15 protein-coding genes and 1 pseudogene are annotated in these 18,882 nt (G+C 58.4%); 10 read left to right on the top strand and 6 right to left on the bottom strand.

Annotation, left to right across the window (positions count from 1 at the left end; genetic code table 11):
• Positions 1–77 precede the first annotated feature (77 nt).
• Both ACP3TY_RS20865 and ACP3TY_RS20860 read left to right on the top strand, forming a co-directional pair.
• Positions 78–2,639, top strand: coding sequence for a LuxR C-terminal-related transcriptional regulator (locus ACP3TY_RS20865; RefSeq protein ID WP_426618394.1), 2,562 nt, complete (start codon positions 78–80; stop codon positions 2,637–2,639).
• 165 nt (positions 2,640–2,804) lie between these two features.
• The gene (locus tag ACP3TY_RS20860; protein ID WP_426618393.1) at positions 2,805–5,216 is read left to right on the top strand and encodes a dermonecrotic toxin domain-containing protein; all 2,412 of its coding nucleotides are present in this window, start codon (positions 2,805–2,807) and stop codon (positions 5,214–5,216) included.
• 44 nt (positions 5,217–5,260) lie between these two features.
• On the opposite strand, the gene ACP3TY_RS20855 is transcribed toward ACP3TY_RS20860, so the two are convergent.
• A complete protein-coding gene (locus ACP3TY_RS20855; RefSeq protein ID WP_400647878.1) occupies positions 5,261–6,055 on the bottom strand; it encodes an IclR family transcriptional regulator in 795 nt (264 codons plus the stop codon).
• 164 nt (positions 6,056–6,219) lie between these two features.
• On the opposite strand from ACP3TY_RS20855, the gene hmgA reads away from it, so the two are divergent.
• The 4 genes from hmgA (at position 6,220) to ACP3TY_RS20835 (ending at position 11,101) form a co-directional block, all read left to right on the top strand.
• Positions 6,220–7,524: a homogentisate 1,2-dioxygenase gene (hmgA, locus tag ACP3TY_RS20850; RefSeq protein ID WP_426618392.1), complete on the top strand. Its 1,305-nt coding sequence runs from the start codon at positions 6,220–6,222 to the stop codon at positions 7,522–7,524.
• Between the two features lie 3 nt (positions 7,525–7,527).
• The gene (gene fahA / locus ACP3TY_RS20845) at positions 7,528–8,832 is read left to right on the top strand and encodes a fumarylacetoacetase (protein ID WP_426618391.1); all 1,305 of its coding nucleotides are present in this window, start codon (positions 7,528–7,530) and stop codon (positions 8,830–8,832) included.
• Between the two features lie 12 nt (positions 8,833–8,844).
• Complete coding sequence (gene maiA / locus ACP3TY_RS20840; RefSeq protein WP_159812185.1) at positions 8,845–9,480, top strand: maleylacetoacetate isomerase; 636 nt, start codon at positions 8,845–8,847, stop codon at positions 9,478–9,480.
• Between the two features lie 265 nt (positions 9,481–9,745).
• Positions 9,746–11,101: an MFS transporter gene (locus ACP3TY_RS20835; RefSeq protein WP_426618390.1), complete on the top strand. Its 1,356-nt coding sequence runs from the start codon at positions 9,746–9,748 to the stop codon at positions 11,099–11,101.
• Between the two features lie 79 nt (positions 11,102–11,180).
• Here ACP3TY_RS20835 and ACP3TY_RS20830 read toward each other — a convergent pair whose 3' ends face one another.
• Positions 11,181–11,984, bottom strand: a complete 804-nt coding sequence (locus tag ACP3TY_RS20830) for a transglutaminase family protein (protein WP_212549689.1) — start codon at positions 11,982–11,984, stop codon at positions 11,181–11,183.
• Between the two features lie 185 nt (positions 11,985–12,169).
• Between ACP3TY_RS20830 and ACP3TY_RS20825 the strand changes: the two genes are divergently transcribed.
• Positions 12,170–13,189, top strand: coding sequence for a Leu/Phe/Val dehydrogenase (locus ACP3TY_RS20825; RefSeq protein ID WP_053117228.1), 1,020 nt, complete (start codon positions 12,170–12,172; stop codon positions 13,187–13,189).
• A 144-nt stretch (positions 13,190–13,333) separates the two neighbouring features.
• Here ACP3TY_RS20825 and ACP3TY_RS20820 read toward each other — a convergent pair.
• Positions 13,334–13,588, bottom strand: a pseudogene (locus tag ACP3TY_RS20820) (YebG family protein); the annotation flags it as partial.
• 337 nt (positions 13,589–13,925) lie between these two features.
• On the opposite strand from ACP3TY_RS20820, the gene ACP3TY_RS20815 reads away from it, so the two are divergent.
• Positions 13,926–14,426 (top strand): phosphate-starvation-inducible protein PsiE, encoded by a 501-nt coding sequence (locus ACP3TY_RS20815; protein WP_053117232.1) that lies wholly within the window; start codon positions 13,926–13,928, stop codon positions 14,424–14,426.
• Here the strand turns inward: ACP3TY_RS20815 and ACP3TY_RS20810 are convergent.
• Together ACP3TY_RS20810 and ACP3TY_RS20805 are read right to left on the bottom strand one after the other, a co-directional pair.
• Complete coding sequence (locus tag ACP3TY_RS20810; protein WP_212544043.1) at positions 14,423–14,740, bottom strand: DUF3509 domain-containing protein; 318 nt, start codon at positions 14,738–14,740, stop codon at positions 14,423–14,425. The genes ACP3TY_RS20815 and ACP3TY_RS20810 overlap by 4 nt on opposite strands.
• A 341-nt stretch (positions 14,741–15,081) precedes the next feature.
• Positions 15,082–16,458, bottom strand: coding sequence for an L-serine ammonia-lyase (locus ACP3TY_RS20805; RefSeq protein ID WP_426618389.1), 1,377 nt, complete (start codon positions 16,456–16,458; stop codon positions 15,082–15,084).
• Positions 16,459–16,593: 135 nt separating this feature from the next.
• On the opposite strand from ACP3TY_RS20805, the gene ACP3TY_RS20800 reads away from it, so the two are divergent.
• Together ACP3TY_RS20800 and ACP3TY_RS20795 are read left to right on the top strand one after the other, a co-directional pair.
• The gene (locus ACP3TY_RS20800) at positions 16,594–17,541 is read left to right on the top strand and encodes a LysR substrate-binding domain-containing protein (RefSeq protein ID WP_426618388.1); all 948 of its coding nucleotides are present in this window, start codon (positions 16,594–16,596) and stop codon (positions 17,539–17,541) included.
• A 199-nt stretch (positions 17,542–17,740) separates the two neighbouring features.
• On the top strand, positions 17,741–18,148 hold the full coding sequence (locus tag ACP3TY_RS20795) for an HPF/RaiA family ribosome-associated protein (protein ID WP_053117239.1): 408 nt from the start codon (positions 17,741–17,743) through the stop codon (positions 18,146–18,148).
• 239 nt (positions 18,149–18,387) lie between these two features.
• Here ACP3TY_RS20795 and ACP3TY_RS20790 read toward each other — a convergent pair whose 3' ends face one another.
• Positions 18,388–18,756 (bottom strand): endonuclease domain-containing protein, encoded by a 369-nt coding sequence (locus tag ACP3TY_RS20790; RefSeq protein WP_426618387.1) that lies wholly within the window; start codon positions 18,754–18,756, stop codon positions 18,388–18,390.
• Between the last annotated feature and the right edge of the window lie 126 nt (positions 18,757–18,882).

Genomic DNA, 18,882 nt, shown 5'->3' with positions numbered 1-18,882 from the left:
TCAGCGCGCTGAATACTCGTCAACAAGGTGCCCGGAGCGGGCTAGGGTGAGTGCACAACGATAAGAAGGCTCACTCGATGACCGCCATGACGCCCTGCCTGGATCGCCGCGGATTTCTGCCCAGGCTTTCTTCCCATCATCAGTCGCGTACGCGTTTGAGCGCGCCATTGCTCGAATCCGTGGCGCGGGTGCGGCTGGTGTGCGCGCCGGCCGGCAGCGGCAAAAGTGCATTGCTTGCTGAATGTCTGTTTCAGGCGCCGCCCGCGAGCGAGGTGCGGTGGTTGCCGTTGGCTGGCGCAACGCTCAGTCCCACCGACTTCTGCCAGCGTCTGGCGCAGACGTTGGGGCTGGCCGAGCGGGTGGATGAGGCGCGGTTGATCGCGACGCTGGCACGTTGGGCTGAGCCGACCTGGTTGTTTATCGACGATTACTGTCGTCTGCCCGATCCGGCGCTGGATGCGTTGCTTGATCGCTTGCTGGCGGTCAGCAGCCCGGCACTCACGTGGTGGATCGGCACGCGCCGACGTCCGCAATGCAACTGGCCGCGTTTGCTGCTCGACGATGAGTTATATGAATCTGAAAGCGTGACCCTCGCTCTGACCCAAGACGAAATCGCCTGTGCGTTGACGCATTTGACGGCAGAGCAGGCCAACAGTGTGGCCGGGCGAATTTTCCAGCGCACTGGCGGCTGGTGCGCCGGGGTGCGCATGGCGCTGCTGCAAAAGTGCGACTGGACGCAAAGTCTGCAACCGCAACAACGGGTCGATACGCTGCTCGATTATCTGCAACACGAACTGTTCAGCAGCCTTACGCCGGAGCTGGCTGAAGCCTGGCGGGTGTTGGCGCATCTGCCGCGATTCAATGCCGAACTGTGCGAGCACTTGTTCGGTGCCGGCGAGGGTGCGCAACTCTTGCGCACGCTGCAAACGCTGGGCTGCTTTATCGAGCCGTGGCACGAATCGGCTGAATGGCTGCAAGTGTTCCCGCCGCTCGCGCAAGTCATGCGCGAAGAGCAATGGCCGGCGAGCCGTTCCTGGCATCGGCTTGCCTGTCAGTTTTTTACCGTCGGCAAGGATTGGCGTTCTGCCTTCGAGCAAGCGCTGCTCGCCGAAGAATTCGAAGTGGCGGTCAGCCTGTTGCAGCACTTCAGTTTCGAGCATCTTTTTGAAGAGCAGACCGTGGTGCTTTTGCTGCGCTTGCACGAGCAACAGGGCGAAGAATTGATTTTGAGTTCGCCGCAATTGGTCGGGCTGTTTACCGGGGCACTGTTATTTGCCGGCCGCTTCGAACAAGCAGAACAATGCATTGCGCATATGACGCGATTCCTGCCACAACCGTCAGCGCAATCCGAGCGGCAGTTAATTGCCCGTTGGCAGGCGCAACAGGGTTGGCTCCTGCATTTGCAAGGGCAGATGCAGCCCGCGCAGGAACACTTTCAGCATGCGCTGGCCGAACTGGCCCCCGAGACGTGGCCGACCCGGCTGCTGTGCCTGTCGGGGCTGACTCAGCAGGCATTTCTGCGTGGTGAACTCGACGTGGCGCAGGCGTTCAACCGGCAAGCGCTGTGCCTGGCGCGGGCGCATGATTCATTGGTCTTCGAAGGCCTGCTCGAACTTGATCATGCGCACCTGCTCGAACAGCGCGGTGCGAGCGCGCGGGCCGAGGCGTTATTGAGCAACATGGATGAATTGCTTCGCGAGCACACTGTGCGGCTGACGCCTTTGCACGGCAGGATCGCGCTGCTGCGCGGGCGCCTCGCACTTAATCAGGGGCTGGACGAACGCGCGGCGGCACTGTTTCAAAGTGGCTTGAATGATTGCCTGCGCAGCCACGACAAACGAGTGCTGTACGGCTATTTGGGACAGGCGCAATTGGCGGCCAATCAGCGTGATTTTGAGCTGGCCTTCAATCGGCTCCGGGCGGCTGAACGCTTGATGCAGCAGCGGCAGATTCCCGACACGGTCTATCGCGGTGTGTTGCTGCAGGTCAGCAGCCATTTCTGGTTGCAACAGCAACGTCAGGATCTCGCTTGTGAAGCGCTGAGCCGCGTGTTGCGTCATTACCAGGGAGCTCAAGCTGTGCAGGCTCCGCCAGCAACCGTGTTGCTCATCCCGAGAATTGAATACCTGCTGATCCTTGCTCGCGCTGCCGGTTCGCCGATGGACGCTGAGCACCTGGCGCAGTTGCAGCGCAGGATGAACCAGGCCCAATCCAGCGCGATGAACGCCTTGCACACGGAATTGCAGCTGGTCATCGCCGAGCTGCTGTGGCTCGCCGGCCGCAAGGATGAGGCCGATAAAGCCTTGCGACAGGGGCTGCGGCTGGCGGCGGATTTTCAGTGCCGTCAGGCGTTGCAAGAGTTGAGTCTGCGCAGGGCCGAGATGTTGCAAACGGTGGCGCTGCCATCGGCTCATCATGTGGATTTTGAAAACTCCGCCAGTTTGCCTTTGTTGAGTCAGCGCGAACTGAAAGTTTTAAAGCTGATTGCCCTCGGTTATTCGAATCAACAGATTGCCGATGAAATGTTTATCTCGTTACACACGGTAAAGACTCACGCTCGACGTATTAACGTAAAGCTCTGCGTAGAGCGCCGGACTCAGGCGGTCGCGAAGGCAAAGTTGTTAGGCGTGCTGAGTTAAAAATAAAGCGTGCTAACAGCACGTTGAAGTCATTGAGACGTTTTGCATGCTTTGCCCATATTTTGAATTGCTTGTCGGTTTTTTTGTTTTCGCCAACTGAAGTAATTTTTGCCCGTTGACCTGCCATTCGGCTGGTTGTGTTCTGAAGTAACTCAGGGGCATTGAATGAACTTGTTTGATAAGCGAATTTTGGCGAACGTGCAAGAACCTGCAAAGTGGCTGGGAAATGCCGAGGGTGATAAGCAGCTCGAGTTTGCGCAGTTAGAACAACAGCTTGTTGCCAGTCGACTGCATCTCGAACGACAACTGGGGCACCTGACCGATCTCCAGTCGTATGCGCGCTTTGTCATTGCTGGTTCGATCAGGCTCGATTTTGGTACGGTATTGAATCCTGATCAAATCACCGTTCGTTCACAGTACGTTTTCAAAGAAGGCCCGCACACTATTCAGCAGGACAACTCACGGAGTCTGACTGAGTTTGCGCTGTATGGGCTGCACGACAAATCGTCACGCGCCCGACTGGAATGCGTGGGCGAAGGCGTGCCTGCGCTAATGAACCAGCAATGGCTTGAAAACTCCATGGACACTTCAGATCTACGCGCTGATTACGGTGCGAGTTTGCGCAAGACTTACGAAAAAAGCACTGTCATCGAGGCCATGGCGGCTTTCGTAAAACAGCAGCTGTTACTGAGCGCTTTTTCGGCGCAGCTTCAGGGACATCTCAATCAAGCCAATCTTGAGCGTGTTCGGCGCGCGGTCGCGGGTGAGGCGGGACTCGTTATCAGTTGCCTGAGACTGGAGTTGCCGGGAGCCAACAATCGGCCGCTGAAGGATCTCGTCGTCATCGGTTCTGAGCAGCCAGGTCAAGGTGGCTGGCTTCTCTATGCGCCGGGCGCTCCAGTCGATCACGAATGGCATGAACTGCCGGATGTGCGCAGTCTGGGTCTGGAAATCGGAAGCTGGACCGCGACCGAAAAAGGATGCGATTATCTCGCGTGGCAGTCTCATGCAATGGATCGGCAGGCCCTTTCCAGTCATCTTAACAAGGTCTTGCAGTTACCCTCACTGTGGCGAGGTGTGGAGGTGGGGCCTACTTCTTACCGTGGTTCGGAAGTGATGTTGAATCTGGTGTACAACCAGCGCGCATGGATCGTGGCGCAGGAGGAAAGTGTCACACCTTATGCCTATCGCTCGGCCACTGCCGTCCAGCGTCAGCTGTTTGCTCGCGTTAATACTGAACTACAGGCATTGCAAGCAGTGAGCGTGCGTCAGGGTGGATTTGTTTCGTACGAACAATTCTGTTTTGACCTCATCAAGAGGCTTGTTGAAGAGCATTTGTCGGAAAAAGGCGTCTATGTTTCGATCAATCCAGATCAGATCCGGATTGAGATCAGCGAAGACCAACAACTGACCTTGACTCAGTTGATCGTTGGTGAAGTATCTTTTTATGCCGACCGTGTCGGCGAGCCGAAATATCCGAGATTCATTGTCACGGGTGGTCATCCGCCGCTCAATGCGCTGGATATTCGAAATATCTCCAGTTGGTCGAAGAGGCTGCGGCCGGGCGAACAGTACATTGATATGTTGCGCACTGTTCAGCTGAATCCACAGCATGTGACGGGCGCCTTCAATCGCCGTCTGTATTTGGCGATCTTGAAGCGAAAAATGTATATAGCGGTCATGCAGGCGTTTTTCAGTGGACAACTAAGTGCTCAAGCATTACCTGAGTTACTTGATGTAGTTGCGGACGTTGATAGCGAGCATCCACCCAAAGCGGTTATGGAAGATATTTCTCAAATTGGTTACAGCGCGCTGTGCAATTTGCACATCAAGAGAGCAAAGGTTGTAGGCGTGTTCGTCTTTCGGATACAGCTGGGCAGTCACGTCGAAGAATATCTCTTCGCCCCCGACGCACCGGATGGTCGTGAACTCTGGCCATTCTCCGAGTTTGTCGACGCGGTGAAATCTCGCGGTTATGGTCGGTATTTTTATGAAAAAGTTGAGGAAAAATATCAAACCAAGGTCAAAGATTATCTAGACCAACTCGAACTACGAAGCAATTTTACCGAGGCTCCTGCGCTTGAACGCTATGCTCGAATCGAGAACTTCCAAGCGTGCTATAGCGAGTTGATTTACAAAGTAATTTCCGATGTTGATGAAAAAACCCAAAGCATGGCCGAAATCATTTTTGGGCTGATTTTTGACGGCGTTGTCACGGCCGTCACCGCACTGAGTTTCGTATTCCCGCCGGTGGGCGTTGCCTTGAGTGTTGTGCTGTTCACAAAAGAGGCCGTATCCGGGCTGGATGCACTCGTTCAAGGGGATCGGGCGAAAGCGCTGAAGCATTTTGTGGAAGCAATTGCGGAAATGGCCTCGTTGGGCAAGGCTGGCGCGGGTAAGCGCGCCGCGTCGAAAATGCAAAGTAGCTTCGTTTCACTCATCGGTGACGTTTATAAAATCGAGAGTTTTTACAGGCAGGCAACAGGACACCCTAGTCTGCCCGATCTGGCAAAGGATGCCATTCAGGAGATCCTGGATAGCTCTCAAGCCCTGACCAGTAAAACCACGATTATCTGACCAGTCCCGTGCCATGTCACAGCGCCGCACACTAATGGCGCCGTTCAACGACTGACGTCGTCGCTTTGAAAGCCCATGCGCCAACTCACGGCCCGCGTCGCCGCCAACAAGCGCTGCGCCGCGGGGCCGTTTTCGTCAGCGTGAAACAACGAGGTCGGGCCGACGATCGTGAGCACGGCTGCGACCTGGCCAACCGCATTGAACACCGGCGCGGACAACGCGTCCACGCCGGGCATCAGCAAGCCGTGAACATGGTGCAGACCGCGTTCGCGGATCTGTTCGCACAGGGTTGTGTAAGTCTTTTCGTCTTTGAGCGGGTGATCGGCAACGGCGATTTCCTGCTCGCGCAGATCATCGGTTTCCCGATGCGGCAGAAACGCGCTGAACACCAGTCCCGTCGAAGAACTGAGCAGCGGCAGCACTGAGCCTAACTGCGTTACCACCGTCACCGCACGCACCGCCGGTTCGATGTGCACCACGGTTGCACCCTGATTGCCCCACACCGCCAAAAAACAGGTCTCGTTGAGTTCGTCGCGCAGTTCGGCCAACGGCAGGGCGGCGACTTTCAGCACGTCCATACTGTTGAGTGCGGCCAGACCCACGCGCAAGGCTTCACGGCCGAGGCCGTAATGGTTGGTGGCGGCGTTCTGCTCGGCAAAACCCGAGGCGATCAACGCCTGTAAATAGCGATGCACCTTGCTCGCCGGCATCTGTACGTGTTCGGCCAGACGCGACAGCGAGGTCGACGGTGACAACTCGGCCAAAGCCTTGAGGATGTCGGTGCCGACTTCGGCGGAGCGGACTTTCTGTTTGCCGTTACTGTCGCTGGTTTTTTCCATGGTGCGGCCGGGTTCCGATACGAATGGGCGTCTTTATAGCTTGACGCTGGATAGCGAGCAAATTACGTTATGCGTAATCGAATTACGATAATAACAACCCCGGCGTGCCGAAACCTCTGAGCCAGAGCGATGGGCCACTGCCGACTCCCTGTTCAGGAGGCTCCATGAACCTCGATTCAACCGCTCAGGCGCTGGCGTATCAGTCCGGTTTCGGCAACGAATTCAGCACTGAAGCGTTGCCCGGCGCGCTGCCCGTCGGCCAGAACTCCCCGCAAAAAGCCCCGTACGGCCTCTACACCGAATTGTTTTCCGGCACCGCGTTCACCATGGCCCGCAGCGAAGCGCGGCGCACCTGGATGTACCGGATTCAGCCGTCGGCCAATCACCCGGCGTTCGTCAAACTGGAACGGCAATTGGCCGGTGGGCCGTTGGGCGATGTGACACCGAATCGCCTGCGCTGGAATCCGCTGGAGATTCCCGCTGAGCCGACTGATTTCATCGATGGCCTGGTGAGCATGGTGGCCAACTCCGCCGCCGAAAAACCGTCCGGCATCAGCATTTACAACTATGCCGCCAATCGTTCGATGGAACGCGTGTTCTTCAATGCCGACGGCGAACTGCTGCTAGTACCGCAACTCGGCCGTCTGCGCATCGCCACCGAGCTGGGCGTGCTGGAAGTGGCGCCGCTGGAAATCGTCGTGCTGCCGCGCGGCTTGAAATTCCGCGTTGAACTGCTTGACCCGCAAGCACGCGGTTACGTCGCCGAGAACCATGGCGCGCCGTTGCGTCTGCCGGATCTGGGGCCGATTGGCAGCAACGGCCTGGCCAATCCGCGCGACTTCCTGACGCCGGTCGCTGCTTACGAAAATCTGCAGCAGCCAACCACGCTGGTGCAGAAATTCCTCGGTCAGTTGTGGGCTACCGAACTCAATCACTCGCCGCTCAACGTGGTCGCCTGGCACGGCAATAACGTGCCGTACAAATACGACCTGCGCCGTTTCAACACCATCGGTACGGTCAGTTTCGATCATCCCGATCCGTCGATCTTCACCGTGCTGACCTCGCCGACCAGCGTGCACGGTCTGGCCAACCTCGACTTCGTGATCTTCCCGCCGCGCTGGATGGTCGCCGAAAACACCTTCCGGCCACCGTGGTTCCACCGCAACCTGATGAACGAATTCATGGGCCTGATCCAGGGTGAATACGACGCCAAGGCTGAAGGCTTCGTGCCCGGCGGCGCCTCGCTGCACAGCTGCATGAGCGCCCACGGCCCGGACGGCGAGACCTGCACCAAAGCCGTCAACGCCGAGCTCAAACCGGCGAAAATCGACAACACCATGGCCTTCATGTTCGAGACCAGTCAGGTGCTGCGCCCAAGCCGTTTCGCCCTCGACTGCCCGCAACTGCAATCTACTTACGACGCTTGCTGGGCCACGCTGCCCGCCACGTTCGACCCGACCCGGAGATAACCCATGACGCAGAATTCCATCACCCGCAGTTGGGTCGCTTCAGCCAACGGTCACGCAGATTTCCCACTGCAGAACTTACCGCTCGGTGTGTTCAGCGTGGACGGTTCGGCGCCGCGCGCAGGCGTGGCGATTGGCGAACAGATTTTTGATCTGCAAGTCGCGCTGGAAGCAGGGCTGTTCGACGGCGCCGCGCGCAGTGCCGTCGAAGCCATGCACGGCGGCCAGTTGAACGCGTTCTTCGAACTCGGTCGCGACGCTCGCGTTGCTTTGCGTGAGCGTTTGCTGGAACTGTTCAGCGAAGGCAGCACGCACCGTGGCAGCATCGAAGCGCAAGGTACAAAACTGCTGCCACTGGCCGCCGATTGCCAACTGCACCTGCCGGCACGCATCAGCGATTACACCGACTTCTACGTCGGCATCGAACACGCGCAAAACGTCGGCAAACTGTTCCGTCCGGATAACCCGCTGCTGCCGAACTACAAACATGTGCCAATCGGCTATCACGGTCGCGCCTCCACCGTGCGCGCCTCCGGCACCGACGTGCGTCGTCCTAAAGGTCAGACCTTGCCGGCCGGTCAGACTGAGCCGAATTTCGGCCCGTGCGCACGTCTGGACTATGAACTGGAACTGGGCATCTGGATCGGTCAGGGCAACGAGATGGGCGATTCGATCGCCATCGGCGATGCCGCTGATCACATCGCCGGTTTCTGCCTGCTCAACGACTGGTCGGCGCGCGATATCCAGGCGTGGGAATACCAACCGCTGGGCCCGTTCCTGTCGAAGAGTTTCATCACCAGCGTGTCGCCGTGGGTCGTAACAGCAGAAGCGCTGGCGCCATTCCGCACCGCGCAACCGAAGCGTCCGGAGGGTGATCCGCAGCCGCTGCCGTACCTGTTCGATCAACGCGATCAGGACGGCGGTGCTTTCGACATCGAACTGGAAGTGCTGCTGCTCACCGAAGCCATGCGCGAACAGAATCTGCCAGCCCATCGCCTGACCCTGAGCAACACCCGCTACATGTACTGGACCGTCGCGCAAATGGTCGCGCACCACAGCGTCAACGGTTGCCAGTTGCAGGCCGGTGATCTGTTCGGTTCGGGTACCTTGTCCGGCCCGGAAAACGGTCAGTTCGGCAGCCTGCTGGAAATCACCGAGGGCGGTAAAAAACCGATCGAACTGGCGTCCGGCGAAGTGCGCAAATTCCTTGAAGACGGTGACGAAATCATCCTGCGTGCACGTTGCGCCCGTGATGGTTTTGCCTCGATCGGCTTCGGCGAATGCCGTGGCAAAGTGTTGGCGGCGCGCTGACAGGAGCGGTTCATGGATCTCTATACCTACTACCGTTCGACCTCGTCGTACCGCGTGCGGATCGCGCTGGCATTGAAGGGCCTCGATTATCAGGCGTTGCCGGTCAATCTGATCGCGCCGTCCGGTGGCGAGCATCGGCAAGCGGCGTATCTGGCGATCAATCCACAAGGCCGGGTGCCGGCCTTGCGCACTGACGAGGGTGAGTTGTTGATCCAGTCGCCGGCGATCATCGAGTACCTGGAGGAACGTTATCCACAGGTGCCGTTGTTGCCGGAAGACCTCGCGGCCCGCGCCCATGTGCGTGCTGTCGCGGCGGTGATCGGTTGCGATGTGCATCCGCTGCACAACGTCAGCGTGCTCAATCGCCTGCGCCAGTTGGGGCAGGAAGAGCCGCAGGTAGTTGAGTGGATCAGTCACTGGATCAGCCAAGGCTTGGCCACGGTGGAGCAGTTGATTGGTGATAGCGGTTTCTGTTTCGGCGAGTGGCCGTGTGTGGCGGATGTTTACCTGATTCCGCAGTTGTATGCGGCTGAGCGGTTCAATGTTTCGTTGGAGGCTTATCCGCGAATCTGCCGAGTGGCGGCGCTGGCGGCAGACCATCCGGCATTCATCAAAGCCCATCCCGCGAATCAACCTGACACCCCGTAACCAAAATTGTAGGAGCAAGGCTTGCCCGCGAAAGCGGTGGTTCAGTTATCTATTGTGTTGCTGACCCACCGCCTTCGCGGGCAAGCCTTGCTCCTACAGGTGTTTTGCAACACATGATCGTTCCCACGCTCTGCGTGGGAACGCATCCCGTGACGCTCTGCGTCACAGTGGACGCAGAGCGTCCCCGGCGGCATTCCCACGCGGAGCGTGGGAACGATCCGGTTGCCACAGCAAAAAATCATAAAAACAAAACAGGTACCTTGCGATGCACAACCAGATTGCCAGCTTCCGTGCGGCACTCGACGCCCGTCCTGTGTCCCGTTATCAGTGGTTGCTCTTGATCCTGCTCGCCTTGCTGCTCGTCACCGACGGCTACGACGCGCAGGTGCTCGGTTACGTTGTCCCGGCACTGGCTCAGGATTGGGGTCTGGAAAAAGCCGCATTCGGACCTGTTTTCAGCGCCAACCTGCTCGGTTTGACCATTGGGTCGCTGGTGGTCACGCCATTGGCTGACCGTTTCGGCGTGCGACGAATTCTGCTCGCTTGCGTGCTGATCTACGCCACGCTCACCGTGTTGATGGTGTTCGCCGATTCCCTGAATACGCTGATGATCGCGCGCTTTATCTGCGGCATCGGCATGGGCGGCGCGATGCCCAGCGCCATGGCGTTGATGTCGGAATATTCGCCACCGCGCTTGCGTACTTTGATGGTGACGCTGGCGGCGTGCGGTTTTTCGTTCGGTGGTGCGGCGGGTGGTTTTGTCGCGGCCGGATTTATCGATCAGTTCGGCTGGCAAGCGGTGTTCCTCGCTGGCGGCGTGACGCCGTTGCTGCTGTTCCCGTTCCTCTGGTGGATGTTGCCGGAGTCGCTGCCGCGTTTGCTGCGTGACGCGCCGCCGTATGCGCGCCTGCGCAAAGTCACCGCGCGAATGTTGCCGGACTGGCAACCGCCAGTGGCGAGCGTCGAGCAAAACGAACGCGAGCAGGGCAGCAAACTGACCGTGGTCGAATTGTTCCGCAACGGCTACGCGCGACCGACGCTGCTGATTTGGGCGACGTTTTTTGTCAGCCTTATTCTTCTGTATTTCATGATCAGCTGGCTGCCGACGTTGCTGCTGGAAAGTGGCCTGACACTCAACGAAGCCAATCTGGTGACGTCGATGTTTCTGTTCGCCGGCACCCTCGGCGCGATTTGCATGGCGTGGTTTGCCGACCGTTTAAAGCGCAAGGTGCGGCTGTTGTCTGGCGTGTTGGCCGGCGCGGCGCTGTGTACGATTTTGCTCGGCCTTAATCACGACAACCCGCGTTATCTGGTGGCCTGCGTGTTTGCGGCGGGGTTCTGCATCATCGGCGGGCAGCTGACGTTGAATGCGTTCGCGAGTAATTTTTATCCGGCGCACGTTCGCGCCACGGGTACTGGTTGGGCATTGGGTGTAGGGCGTTTTGGTTCGATTCTCGGGCCATTGTTCGGCAGTCTGCTGTTGGCGATGCACATTCCCGTGGAGCAGATTTTCTTCTTCTGCGCGATTCCGGCGGTCATCGCTGCGCTGCTGATCATCCAGGTGCGCTCGCCTTCCGAGGGTGGTTCGGTTGTGGGTGTTGCGGCGCCTTTTAAATCTTGAAGATCAAAAGATCGCAGCCTGCGGCAGCTCCTACATGGGATCATCTGTAGGAGCTGCCGCAGGCTGCGATCTTTTGCTTTTAATGGACGACAGAATTAGGCGGCAAGTGGCTGAGCCGGTCGGTCAGGCGCAGCCGCTGGATCGGATCATCGCTCAGCAACAACGCACGCTCCAGATCGAAGCGCTCGGCATTCGGGCAATCCAGCCGCTGATACAAACTGGCTCGCGCCAGATAATCAGCGGCAGCAGCATCGCCCAGTTCGAGTACCCGTTCAGCGTCGATCAGCGAGGCAATGTAGTCCTCATGGGTCAGGTGCAACTGCCGCAAGTTGCGCGACAAACGTTGCAGCATCTGCACCGGCGAGGCCGTCAGCAAATGCTCGGCGTTGAGTTTCATGTTCGGCCCGTACTGGCGCTGCAACAACTCGCGACAATCATTCGGATACAGGCGTCGACCGCCGCAGGGATCAAGCAGGTGATCAGCCCCCGGTACTCGCAGCAGGAAATGCCCGGGGAAGTTGACCCCGACCAGCGGAATCTCCAGGCCTTGTGCCAACTCCAGCGCAATCAACGCCAGCGCCAAAGGCTGACCGCGACGGGTCTGCATGACTTTGGGCAGCATCGCCGCCTGCGGTCGTAACGGCAAAAAATCATCCTGAGCGAAACCCAGATCAGTCATCCGCCGCAATAACGGTTGCGCCAGTTCACTGACCGGCAGCATCGGCAGCCCATAACTCACGCGCTGTTGCAGCTCTTTGAAGTCGTGCAGCAGCGCCGCCGGGTCGACGTCTTTTTCGTGCTCGGCAGCAATCCACAACGCGGCTTCTAACAGCGCGGGCGGTGAACGGTGCAGGCACTCGAAAAATCGTTGACGCGGACTCATCGCAATCTCCCTCGAATGCCTCGTTTTAGCCCCGTCAGTGTTATTCGTCCAGTGGCGGATTTTGCAGCGATTGAGTTATGCCGCAAAACATCTGTCTTCGAGGCCGCTTATTCCGGTGCGCTCCAGCAATTTTCAGGCGCAAGCCTATACTGGCGTTCTACAAGAAGTGATTCGGGAGCCCAACAATGTTTGCGCTCATGCAAAGCACTCGCCTGGATTCGCTGCACCTTAGCGTCGACCCGGTTTCAGGGTTGAAGGCGGTCATTGCCATCCATAACAGTCGCCTCGGGCCAGCCCTGGGCGGGTGTCGTTACCTTGCCTATCCGAATGATGAATCAGCCATCGAGGATGCCATTCGCCTGGCTCAGGGTATGAGCTACAAAGCCGCGCTGGCGGGATTGCCGCAGGGCGGTGGCGTTGCGGTGATCGTGCGGCCGGCGCATGTGGAAAATCGCGCGGCGCTGTTCGAGGCGTTCGGGCGCTGCATCGATCAGCTTGATGGCCGTTACATCACTGCCATCGACAGCGGCACCTCAGTGGCGGACATGGATTGCATCGCTCAACAAACCCAACACGTCACCAGCACCACCTCGGCGGGCGATCCGGCCCCGCATGCGGCAATGGGCGTGTTCGCCGGCATTCGCGCGACCGCCATGGCGCGGTTGGGCAGCGATAATCTTGAAGGTTTGCGCGTGGCGATTCAGGGTTTGGGCAACGTCGGGTATGCGCTGGCGGAGCAACTACACGCGGCGGGTGCCGAATTGCTGGTCAGCGATATCGACCACGGCAAGGTGCAACTGGCGATGGAGCAACTCAACGCGCACCCGATTGCCAACGATGCGTTGCTCAGCACGCCGTGCGACATTCTTGCGCCGTGTGGGCTGGGCGGGGTGCTCAACAGTCACACCGTCACACAATTGCGTTGCTCGGCGGTGGCGGGCTCGGCGAACAATCAACTGACGCATCTGGACGTGGCTGATCAATTGGAACGGCGCGGAATTCTTTATGCGCCGGATTATGTGATTAATGCCGGTGGGCTGATTTATGTCTCGCTGAAGCATCGCGGCGAGGAATTGCCGACGATTACCGCGCATCTGTCGAAAATCAGTTCGCGGCTGACGGAAGTGTTTGCTCATGCGCAGGCGGAGAAGCGTTCGCCGGCGCGGGTGGCGGATGAGTTGGCGGAGCGGGTTTTGTATCGGTGATGGGGGAAGATCAAAAGATCGCAGCCTTCGGCAGCTCCTACAGGGGCTGCGATCCTTTGTTGATTACTTTGCAGCTTTTGCCGCTTTCGCAGGCTTGGCCGGCGCTTCAGCCACCTCCACCACTTCGGCGTTCTCGACAGGCTCGGCCGGTGCGTTGATCAGCTCCGACAGCGCGTCAGGCTGGCTCTTGAACGCCCGGGCGAACACATCGCGATTCTTCGCCATGTAGATCCCGGCTTCTTCCACTTGCTGTTCAGTCAGGGACGGAACGGCTTTTTGCAGGACATCGGCCAGATATTCGGCCAGTTCGAGCATTTTGTCATGACGGTCAGCTTCGGCTTTATCCATGAACAAGCGCTCCAGATCTCGGCTGCTGCGGTATACCACTTCGACGGCCATTCACCACCTCACATGCCTTCACATTAAGTTGTCTTGACGACTACTGTATCCATATACAGCGAAAAGGATAAGCGAATCCCTGCGCCATGGGTAGTGGGATTTTAATGTAGACCGGATTTAGGGTTTGGCAGTGGGATCGTGTTGGGGCCATTCGCGAGCAGGCTCGCTCCCACAGGGATCGTGCAAACCCGAGGCCTGCGACCAAACGCCACGGCGCGGGTTTGGTGATGGCTCGCCATGATGGCGTGGCCTCTTTTCTGCATGAAAACCGTTACGTGCAGAAAACCGTCACGTCCAACGCGCATCATCCGCTCGCATCGAGCTAAGGAACATCATCGTGAAAATAAACTGGGCCGAGAAACTGCGGCAAAACGTGCATCAACTGGCCGAGTCCCTGGGCAACCTGTTCGTCGAAACCTTTCACTATCTGGCGCTGTTTGCCATCGGTGCGGTGACGGCATACGCGGCGGTGATGGAGTTTCTCGGGATGCTCGAGGAAGGCCACATCAAGATTGATGACATTCTGCTGCTGTTCATCTATCTCGAATTGGGCGCGATGGTCGGGATTTATTTCAAGACCAACCACATGCCGGTGCGCTTCCTGATCTACGTGGCGATCACTGCGCTGACGCGCCTGTTGATCTCCAACGTCTCGCACCACAACCCGCCGGACATGGGCATCATCTACCTGTGCGGCGGGATTCTGCTGCTGGCGTTGGCGATTCTGGTAGTGCGTTACGCCTCGTCACAATTTCCCTCGGTGAAAATCGAGAAACCACAGCGCACCCTCGGTACAGGTTCCAGCGAGCATCCCGAGGTCGAGAAGGGCGAGCTTTAAAGTCCGGCCGCTGGTCGGGGCTGATCAATGATTTTTTGCGGTGGCGGGGTCAGTCCGTCGCCGCTGGTCATCGATTCGAGGATCGCCATGGCGCTGTGGCCCTGTTCGATGGCGATGCCGAATTGAATGCTCTGCACCAAGCGTTTAAGGCGCACGGGATCGTTGCGTTGTTCGGCGCTGATCATGCGTTTGGCCACGATCCGGCCGTTGTTGGACAGGGTCAGCATAATGCTGCCATCCAGCCCTTGAATGCTCAGGTTGATCTGATAGTCCGGCGCAAAGGCATCGGTAATGATCTGAAATGGATTGTCCATGATGCGTCACCGCCTGATTGAACGTGCAGTTGTTGACCGGCCGTGATCGGGTTGGTTCGCCAAACCGGATCACCGGCCATTCCGTGGCCATTCGCGAATTGCTCGTGTAGGAGCTGCCGCAGGCTGCGATCTTTTGATCTTCGGTGTTTTGATTTCAGTCATGAAGATCAAAAGATCGCAGCCTTCGGCAGCTCCTACCATGGAGTTTGCAAGGGACATGCCGGAAAAATTGTCGAACAATGAACACGGCGATAAAAAAGGCGAGCCACGGGGCTCGCCTTTTTTTATCGCGCGGTTTCAGGGCAGAACTGCGCAGATGACCGCTGACAGTGCAATCGGGATCAGCACTCCACCCAGTTCACCGCCAGGCCGCCGCGCGACGTTTCCTTGTACTTGTCGTGCATGTCGGCGCCGGTATCGCGCATGGTGCGGATGACTCGATCCAGGGAGATGAAGTGATTGCCGTCGCCGCGCAGGGCCATTTGCGTGGCGTTGATCGCTTTCACCGCCGCGATCGCGTTGCGCTCGATGCACGGCACTTGCACCAGCCCGCCGACCGGGTCGCAGGTCAGGCCGAGGTTGTGTTCCAGACCGATTTCGGCGGCGTTTTCCAATTGCTCCGGAGTGGCGCCGAGCACGTCAGCCAGACCCGCAGCGGCCATTGCGCAGGCCGAGCCGACTTCGCCCTGACAACCGACTTCGGCACCGGAGATCGAGGCATTTTTCTTACACAAAATACCGACGGCGGCCGCGCCGAGAAAGAACGCGACAACATCGTCGTCAGACGCGTCCGGATTGAATTTCATGTAGTAGTGCAGAACAGCCGGAATGATCCCCGCAGCGCCGTTGGTCGGCGCAGTAACCATGCGTCCGCCTGCAGCGTTTTCTTCGTTCACCGCGAGGGCGAACAGATTCACCCATTCCATTGCCGACAGGGTCGAGCTGATCACATTCGGTTTGCCGATTTCCAACAAGCTGCGGTGCAATTTCGCCGCACGACGCGGCACATTGAGACCGCCGGGCAGAATGCCTTCATGGCGCAAACCTTGTTCGACGCACTCCCGCATCACCGACCAGATATGCAACAGGCCCTGACGGATTTCGGCGTCGCTGCGCCAGGCGCGTTCGTTGGCCATCATCAGCTCGGACACCCGCAGGCCGTGCTTTTTGCACAACGACAGCAGTTCGGCGGCGCTGGAAAAATCGTACGGCAGTACCACGTCGCCGGCCGGGGCTACACCCGACTCGGCTTCCGCCGCTTCGACGATGAAACCACCGCCGACCGAGTAGTACGTTTGCTCAAGCAGAACGCCGGTTTCGCCAAAGGCTGTCAGCGACATGGCGTTGGGGTGGTAGGGCAGGCTCTCGTCGAGCAGTAGGAGATCTTCCTGCCAGTTGAAGGCAATCGCGCGTTGACCGGCGAGGGACAGTTGGCCTGACTCACGCAATTGCTGGATGCGCGGGTCGATGGTCGACGGATCAATGCTGTCTGGCCATTCGCCCATCAGGCCCATGACCGTGGCGCGATCGGTGGCGTGACCGACGCCAGTAGCGGAAAGCGAGCCGTACAGGCGGATTTCCACGCGCCGCACATCATTGAGTAACCGCTGGTCGATCAGCGCCTGAGCGAAGGTCGCGGCGGCGCGCATCGGGCCGACGGTGTGGGAACTGGACGGGCCGATGCCGACTTTGAAAAGATCGAAAACACTGATAGCCATACTAAAGCCTTGCAAGTCATGGAGTAGGAATCGCCGCCATTTTTTGTAGGCCAAGCGCAATGTCGGCGATACTGCCTCTCTCGGTCTGACGTGACCAACGAAACTTCCTAAGACAGCCTTTAGCAGGACTAAACGATGAGTCGTCAATTGCACGCACAGACCTATGTCTGGCTACAGGTGTTTTCCTGTGCCGCGCGGCACCTGTCATTCACCCGGTGCGCGGAAGAACTGCACATCACCCCGGGCGCGGTCAGCCAGCAAATCCGCCAACTGGAAGAGCGCCTTGGCTTTCGTCTGTTCCATCGGCGAGCGCGAGGCGTGGAGTTGAGCGCGGAAGGGCAGCGGCTGGCGATCACGGTCAACGAGGCGTACGGCAGCATCGATGCGGAATTACGTCGACTCGATGCCGGGATGATCAGCGGCACGCTGCGGGTACGCTCGATTCCATCGTTTCTGAGCAAATGGCTGACGCCACGCTTGCCGCGCCTGCAACAGCGTTTTCCGGATATTCAGTTGCGACTGGTGGCGGAGGACAGCAGCGTGCCGTTGCACGAAGGCGACTTCGATCTGGCGATCGATCTCAACGACGGCAGCTATCCGGGATTGTTATCCACAGCCTTGCTCGATGAGCAGATTTTCCCGGTGTGCGCGCCGAGCCTGCTACGCGGGCGCCCACCGCTGCACGGGCCGGCGGATCTGGGGCATTTCCCGCTGCTGCACGACATCACCGCCTGGCGCGGCAGTTATGAATACGCGGAGTGGGAGTTTTATCTCAATGCGATCGGCTTCGAGGGCGCCGACGTACGGCGCGGGCACACCTTCAACCGCAATCACCTGACCATCGAAGCGGCGATTGCCGGCATGGGCGTGGCGATTGCCCGGCGCACATTGCTAAACGATGAGCTGGAGCGGGGCGCGTTGATCGTGCCGTTTGGCTTGTCGGTGCCCAATCACAAACGTTACGTGTTGCTCTATGCGCCAGGGGCGCTGAGCCATCGGGGCGTGCGTGCGGTGCATGATTGGCTGGTCGAAGAGGCGGGGATTTTTCGCAGCTTGCACCCGTTGAACGACGGGCAATTGTGAGCAGATTTTGCAGGGTTGCGAGGCGACCCAACTCCCGACCTTACCAGCGCTTTACTCGGTTGTCCGGCTTTTTTTGCGAATGAATATTTATCTTTTCTCAGGGGTTGAAATGTTCGGCAGTCGGGCCGATTGTTGTAACCAAGGGGTCAGGAAATTCACTTCAGGCCCCTCGCGAGCTAGCTGAAATAAGGGATGAACTATGCAAATCCAAGTCAACAGCGATAACCATGTTCAAGGCAGTAAACGACTGGAGGAGTGGGTACGTACAACCATTGAGAGCACGCTCGACCGTTATGAGGAAGACCTGACCCGTGTCGAAGTCCATCTGAGCGACGAGAACGGTGACAAACCAGGACCGCATGACATGCGCTGCCAACTGGAAGCGCGGCCAAAAGGCCATCAACCGATTTCCGTGACCCACAAAGCCGATTCGCTGGAACAGGCGATCGACGGCGCTGCCGAAAAACTCGAGCACGCCCTGGAGCACCTCTTCGGCAAACTGCGAGGTAAACCACGCGCCGCTGTAGTGCCCTTCACCGGCAAGGCCAACGACAAGCTGTTGGCGGAAGAATTTGACGAGAACGAACAGGCAGCGATCAACAGTTGATGCGCTGATTCTATAAGCCAACCTGATGAGAACGGGTCTGCGGAAGCAGGCCCGTTTTTTTTGTAGCAGGACAGCCCCTCACCCCAGCCCTCTCCCAGAGGGAGAGGGGGCCTACCGAGGTGTCTTGCGGGGTACATCGACCTGAAAGACCGCGTTGATTATGGATTCGGCAAAGCAGAATCAAGTCGGCGTGACTCGCAAGCATCCCCCAATCAGTCCTCTCTCCCTCCGGGAGAGGGTTAGGGGGAGGGCAATTTTCGAGCTGCCGCTATTCGTATGATCTGCTCCAGTACGGCATCCATCTGCTGGAGAACCTCCAGATTGCTGAAGCGCACGACTTCAATGCCCTGTTGATACAGGTAGAGAGTTCGGCGCTGATCATGAATCAATCCCGACGTTTCAAAGTGCTGCCCACCGTCCAGCTCAATCGCCAATTTCAGCTCAGCACAGTAAAAATCCAGCACGTAAGGCGGGCAGGGAAACTGTCGGCGGAATTTAAGATTGGCGATCTGGCGGGAGCGTAACCTCTGCCAGAGCAGGTGTTCGCAGTCGGTTTGCTGGGCGCGTAACTGGCGGGAGAATTGGACGAGGGTGGGGCGAGTTTGCATGCTTCACGATCCTTGTGAAGTTGATTTGATATTTCACTGTAGCCGAGAACCCTCACCCCAGCCCTCTCCCAGAGGGAGAGGGGGCCGATCTTAGTTGTATCAAGACTTGAGTTCGGCTCGATATTG

The organism is Pseudomonas rustica, assembly GCF_049959085.1.
GTDB lineage: Bacteria > Pseudomonadota > Gammaproteobacteria > Pseudomonadales > Pseudomonadaceae > Aquipseudomonas > Aquipseudomonas rustica.
The sequence above is the reverse complement of the archived record's forward strand: the minus strand, read 5'-3'. Positions and strand labels throughout refer to the sequence as shown.

What these genes read in the sequence shown, in the direction of transcription:
- ACP3TY_RS20825 (WP_053117228.1), top strand. Translation starts at nt 12,170, where the DNA reads ATGTTTGCGCTCATGCAAAGCACTCGCCTGGATTCGCTGCACCTTAGC.
- ACP3TY_RS20830 (WP_212549689.1), bottom strand. Translation starts at nt 11,984, where the DNA reads ATGAGTCCGCGTCAACGATTTTTCGAGTGCCTGCACCGTTCACCGCCC.
- ACP3TY_RS20810 (WP_212544043.1), bottom strand. Translation starts at nt 14,740, where the DNA reads ATGGACAATCCATTTCAGATCATTACCGATGCCTTTGCGCCGGACTAT.
- ACP3TY_RS20865 (WP_426618394.1), top strand. Translation starts at nt 78, where the DNA reads ATGACCGCCATGACGCCCTGCCTGGATCGCCGCGGATTTCTGCCCAGG.
- ACP3TY_RS20860 (WP_426618393.1), top strand. Translation starts at nt 2,805, where the DNA reads ATGAACTTGTTTGATAAGCGAATTTTGGCGAACGTGCAAGAACCTGCA.
- maiA (WP_159812185.1), top strand. Translation starts at nt 8,845, where the DNA reads ATGGATCTCTATACCTACTACCGTTCGACCTCGTCGTACCGCGTGCGG.
- ACP3TY_RS20790 (WP_426618387.1), bottom strand. Translation starts at nt 18,756, where the DNA reads ATGCAAACTCGCCCCACCCTCGTCCAATTCTCCCGCCAGTTACGCGCC.
- hmgA (WP_426618392.1), top strand. Translation starts at nt 6,220, where the DNA reads ATGAACCTCGATTCAACCGCTCAGGCGCTGGCGTATCAGTCCGGTTTC.
- ACP3TY_RS20835 (WP_426618390.1), top strand. Translation starts at nt 9,746, where the DNA reads ATGCACAACCAGATTGCCAGCTTCCGTGCGGCACTCGACGCCCGTCCT.
- ACP3TY_RS20805 (WP_426618389.1), bottom strand. Translation starts at nt 16,458, where the DNA reads ATGGCTATCAGTGTTTTCGATCTTTTCAAAGTCGGCATCGGCCCGTCC.
- ACP3TY_RS20795 (WP_053117239.1), top strand. Translation starts at nt 17,741, where the DNA reads ATGCAAATCCAAGTCAACAGCGATAACCATGTTCAAGGCAGTAAACGA.
- ACP3TY_RS20800 (WP_426618388.1), top strand. Translation starts at nt 16,594, where the DNA reads ATGAGTCGTCAATTGCACGCACAGACCTATGTCTGGCTACAGGTGTTT.
- fahA (WP_426618391.1), top strand. Translation starts at nt 7,528, where the DNA reads ATGACGCAGAATTCCATCACCCGCAGTTGGGTCGCTTCAGCCAACGGT.
- ACP3TY_RS20855 (WP_400647878.1), bottom strand. Translation starts at nt 6,055, where the DNA reads ATGGAAAAAACCAGCGACAGTAACGGCAAACAGAAAGTCCGCTCCGCC.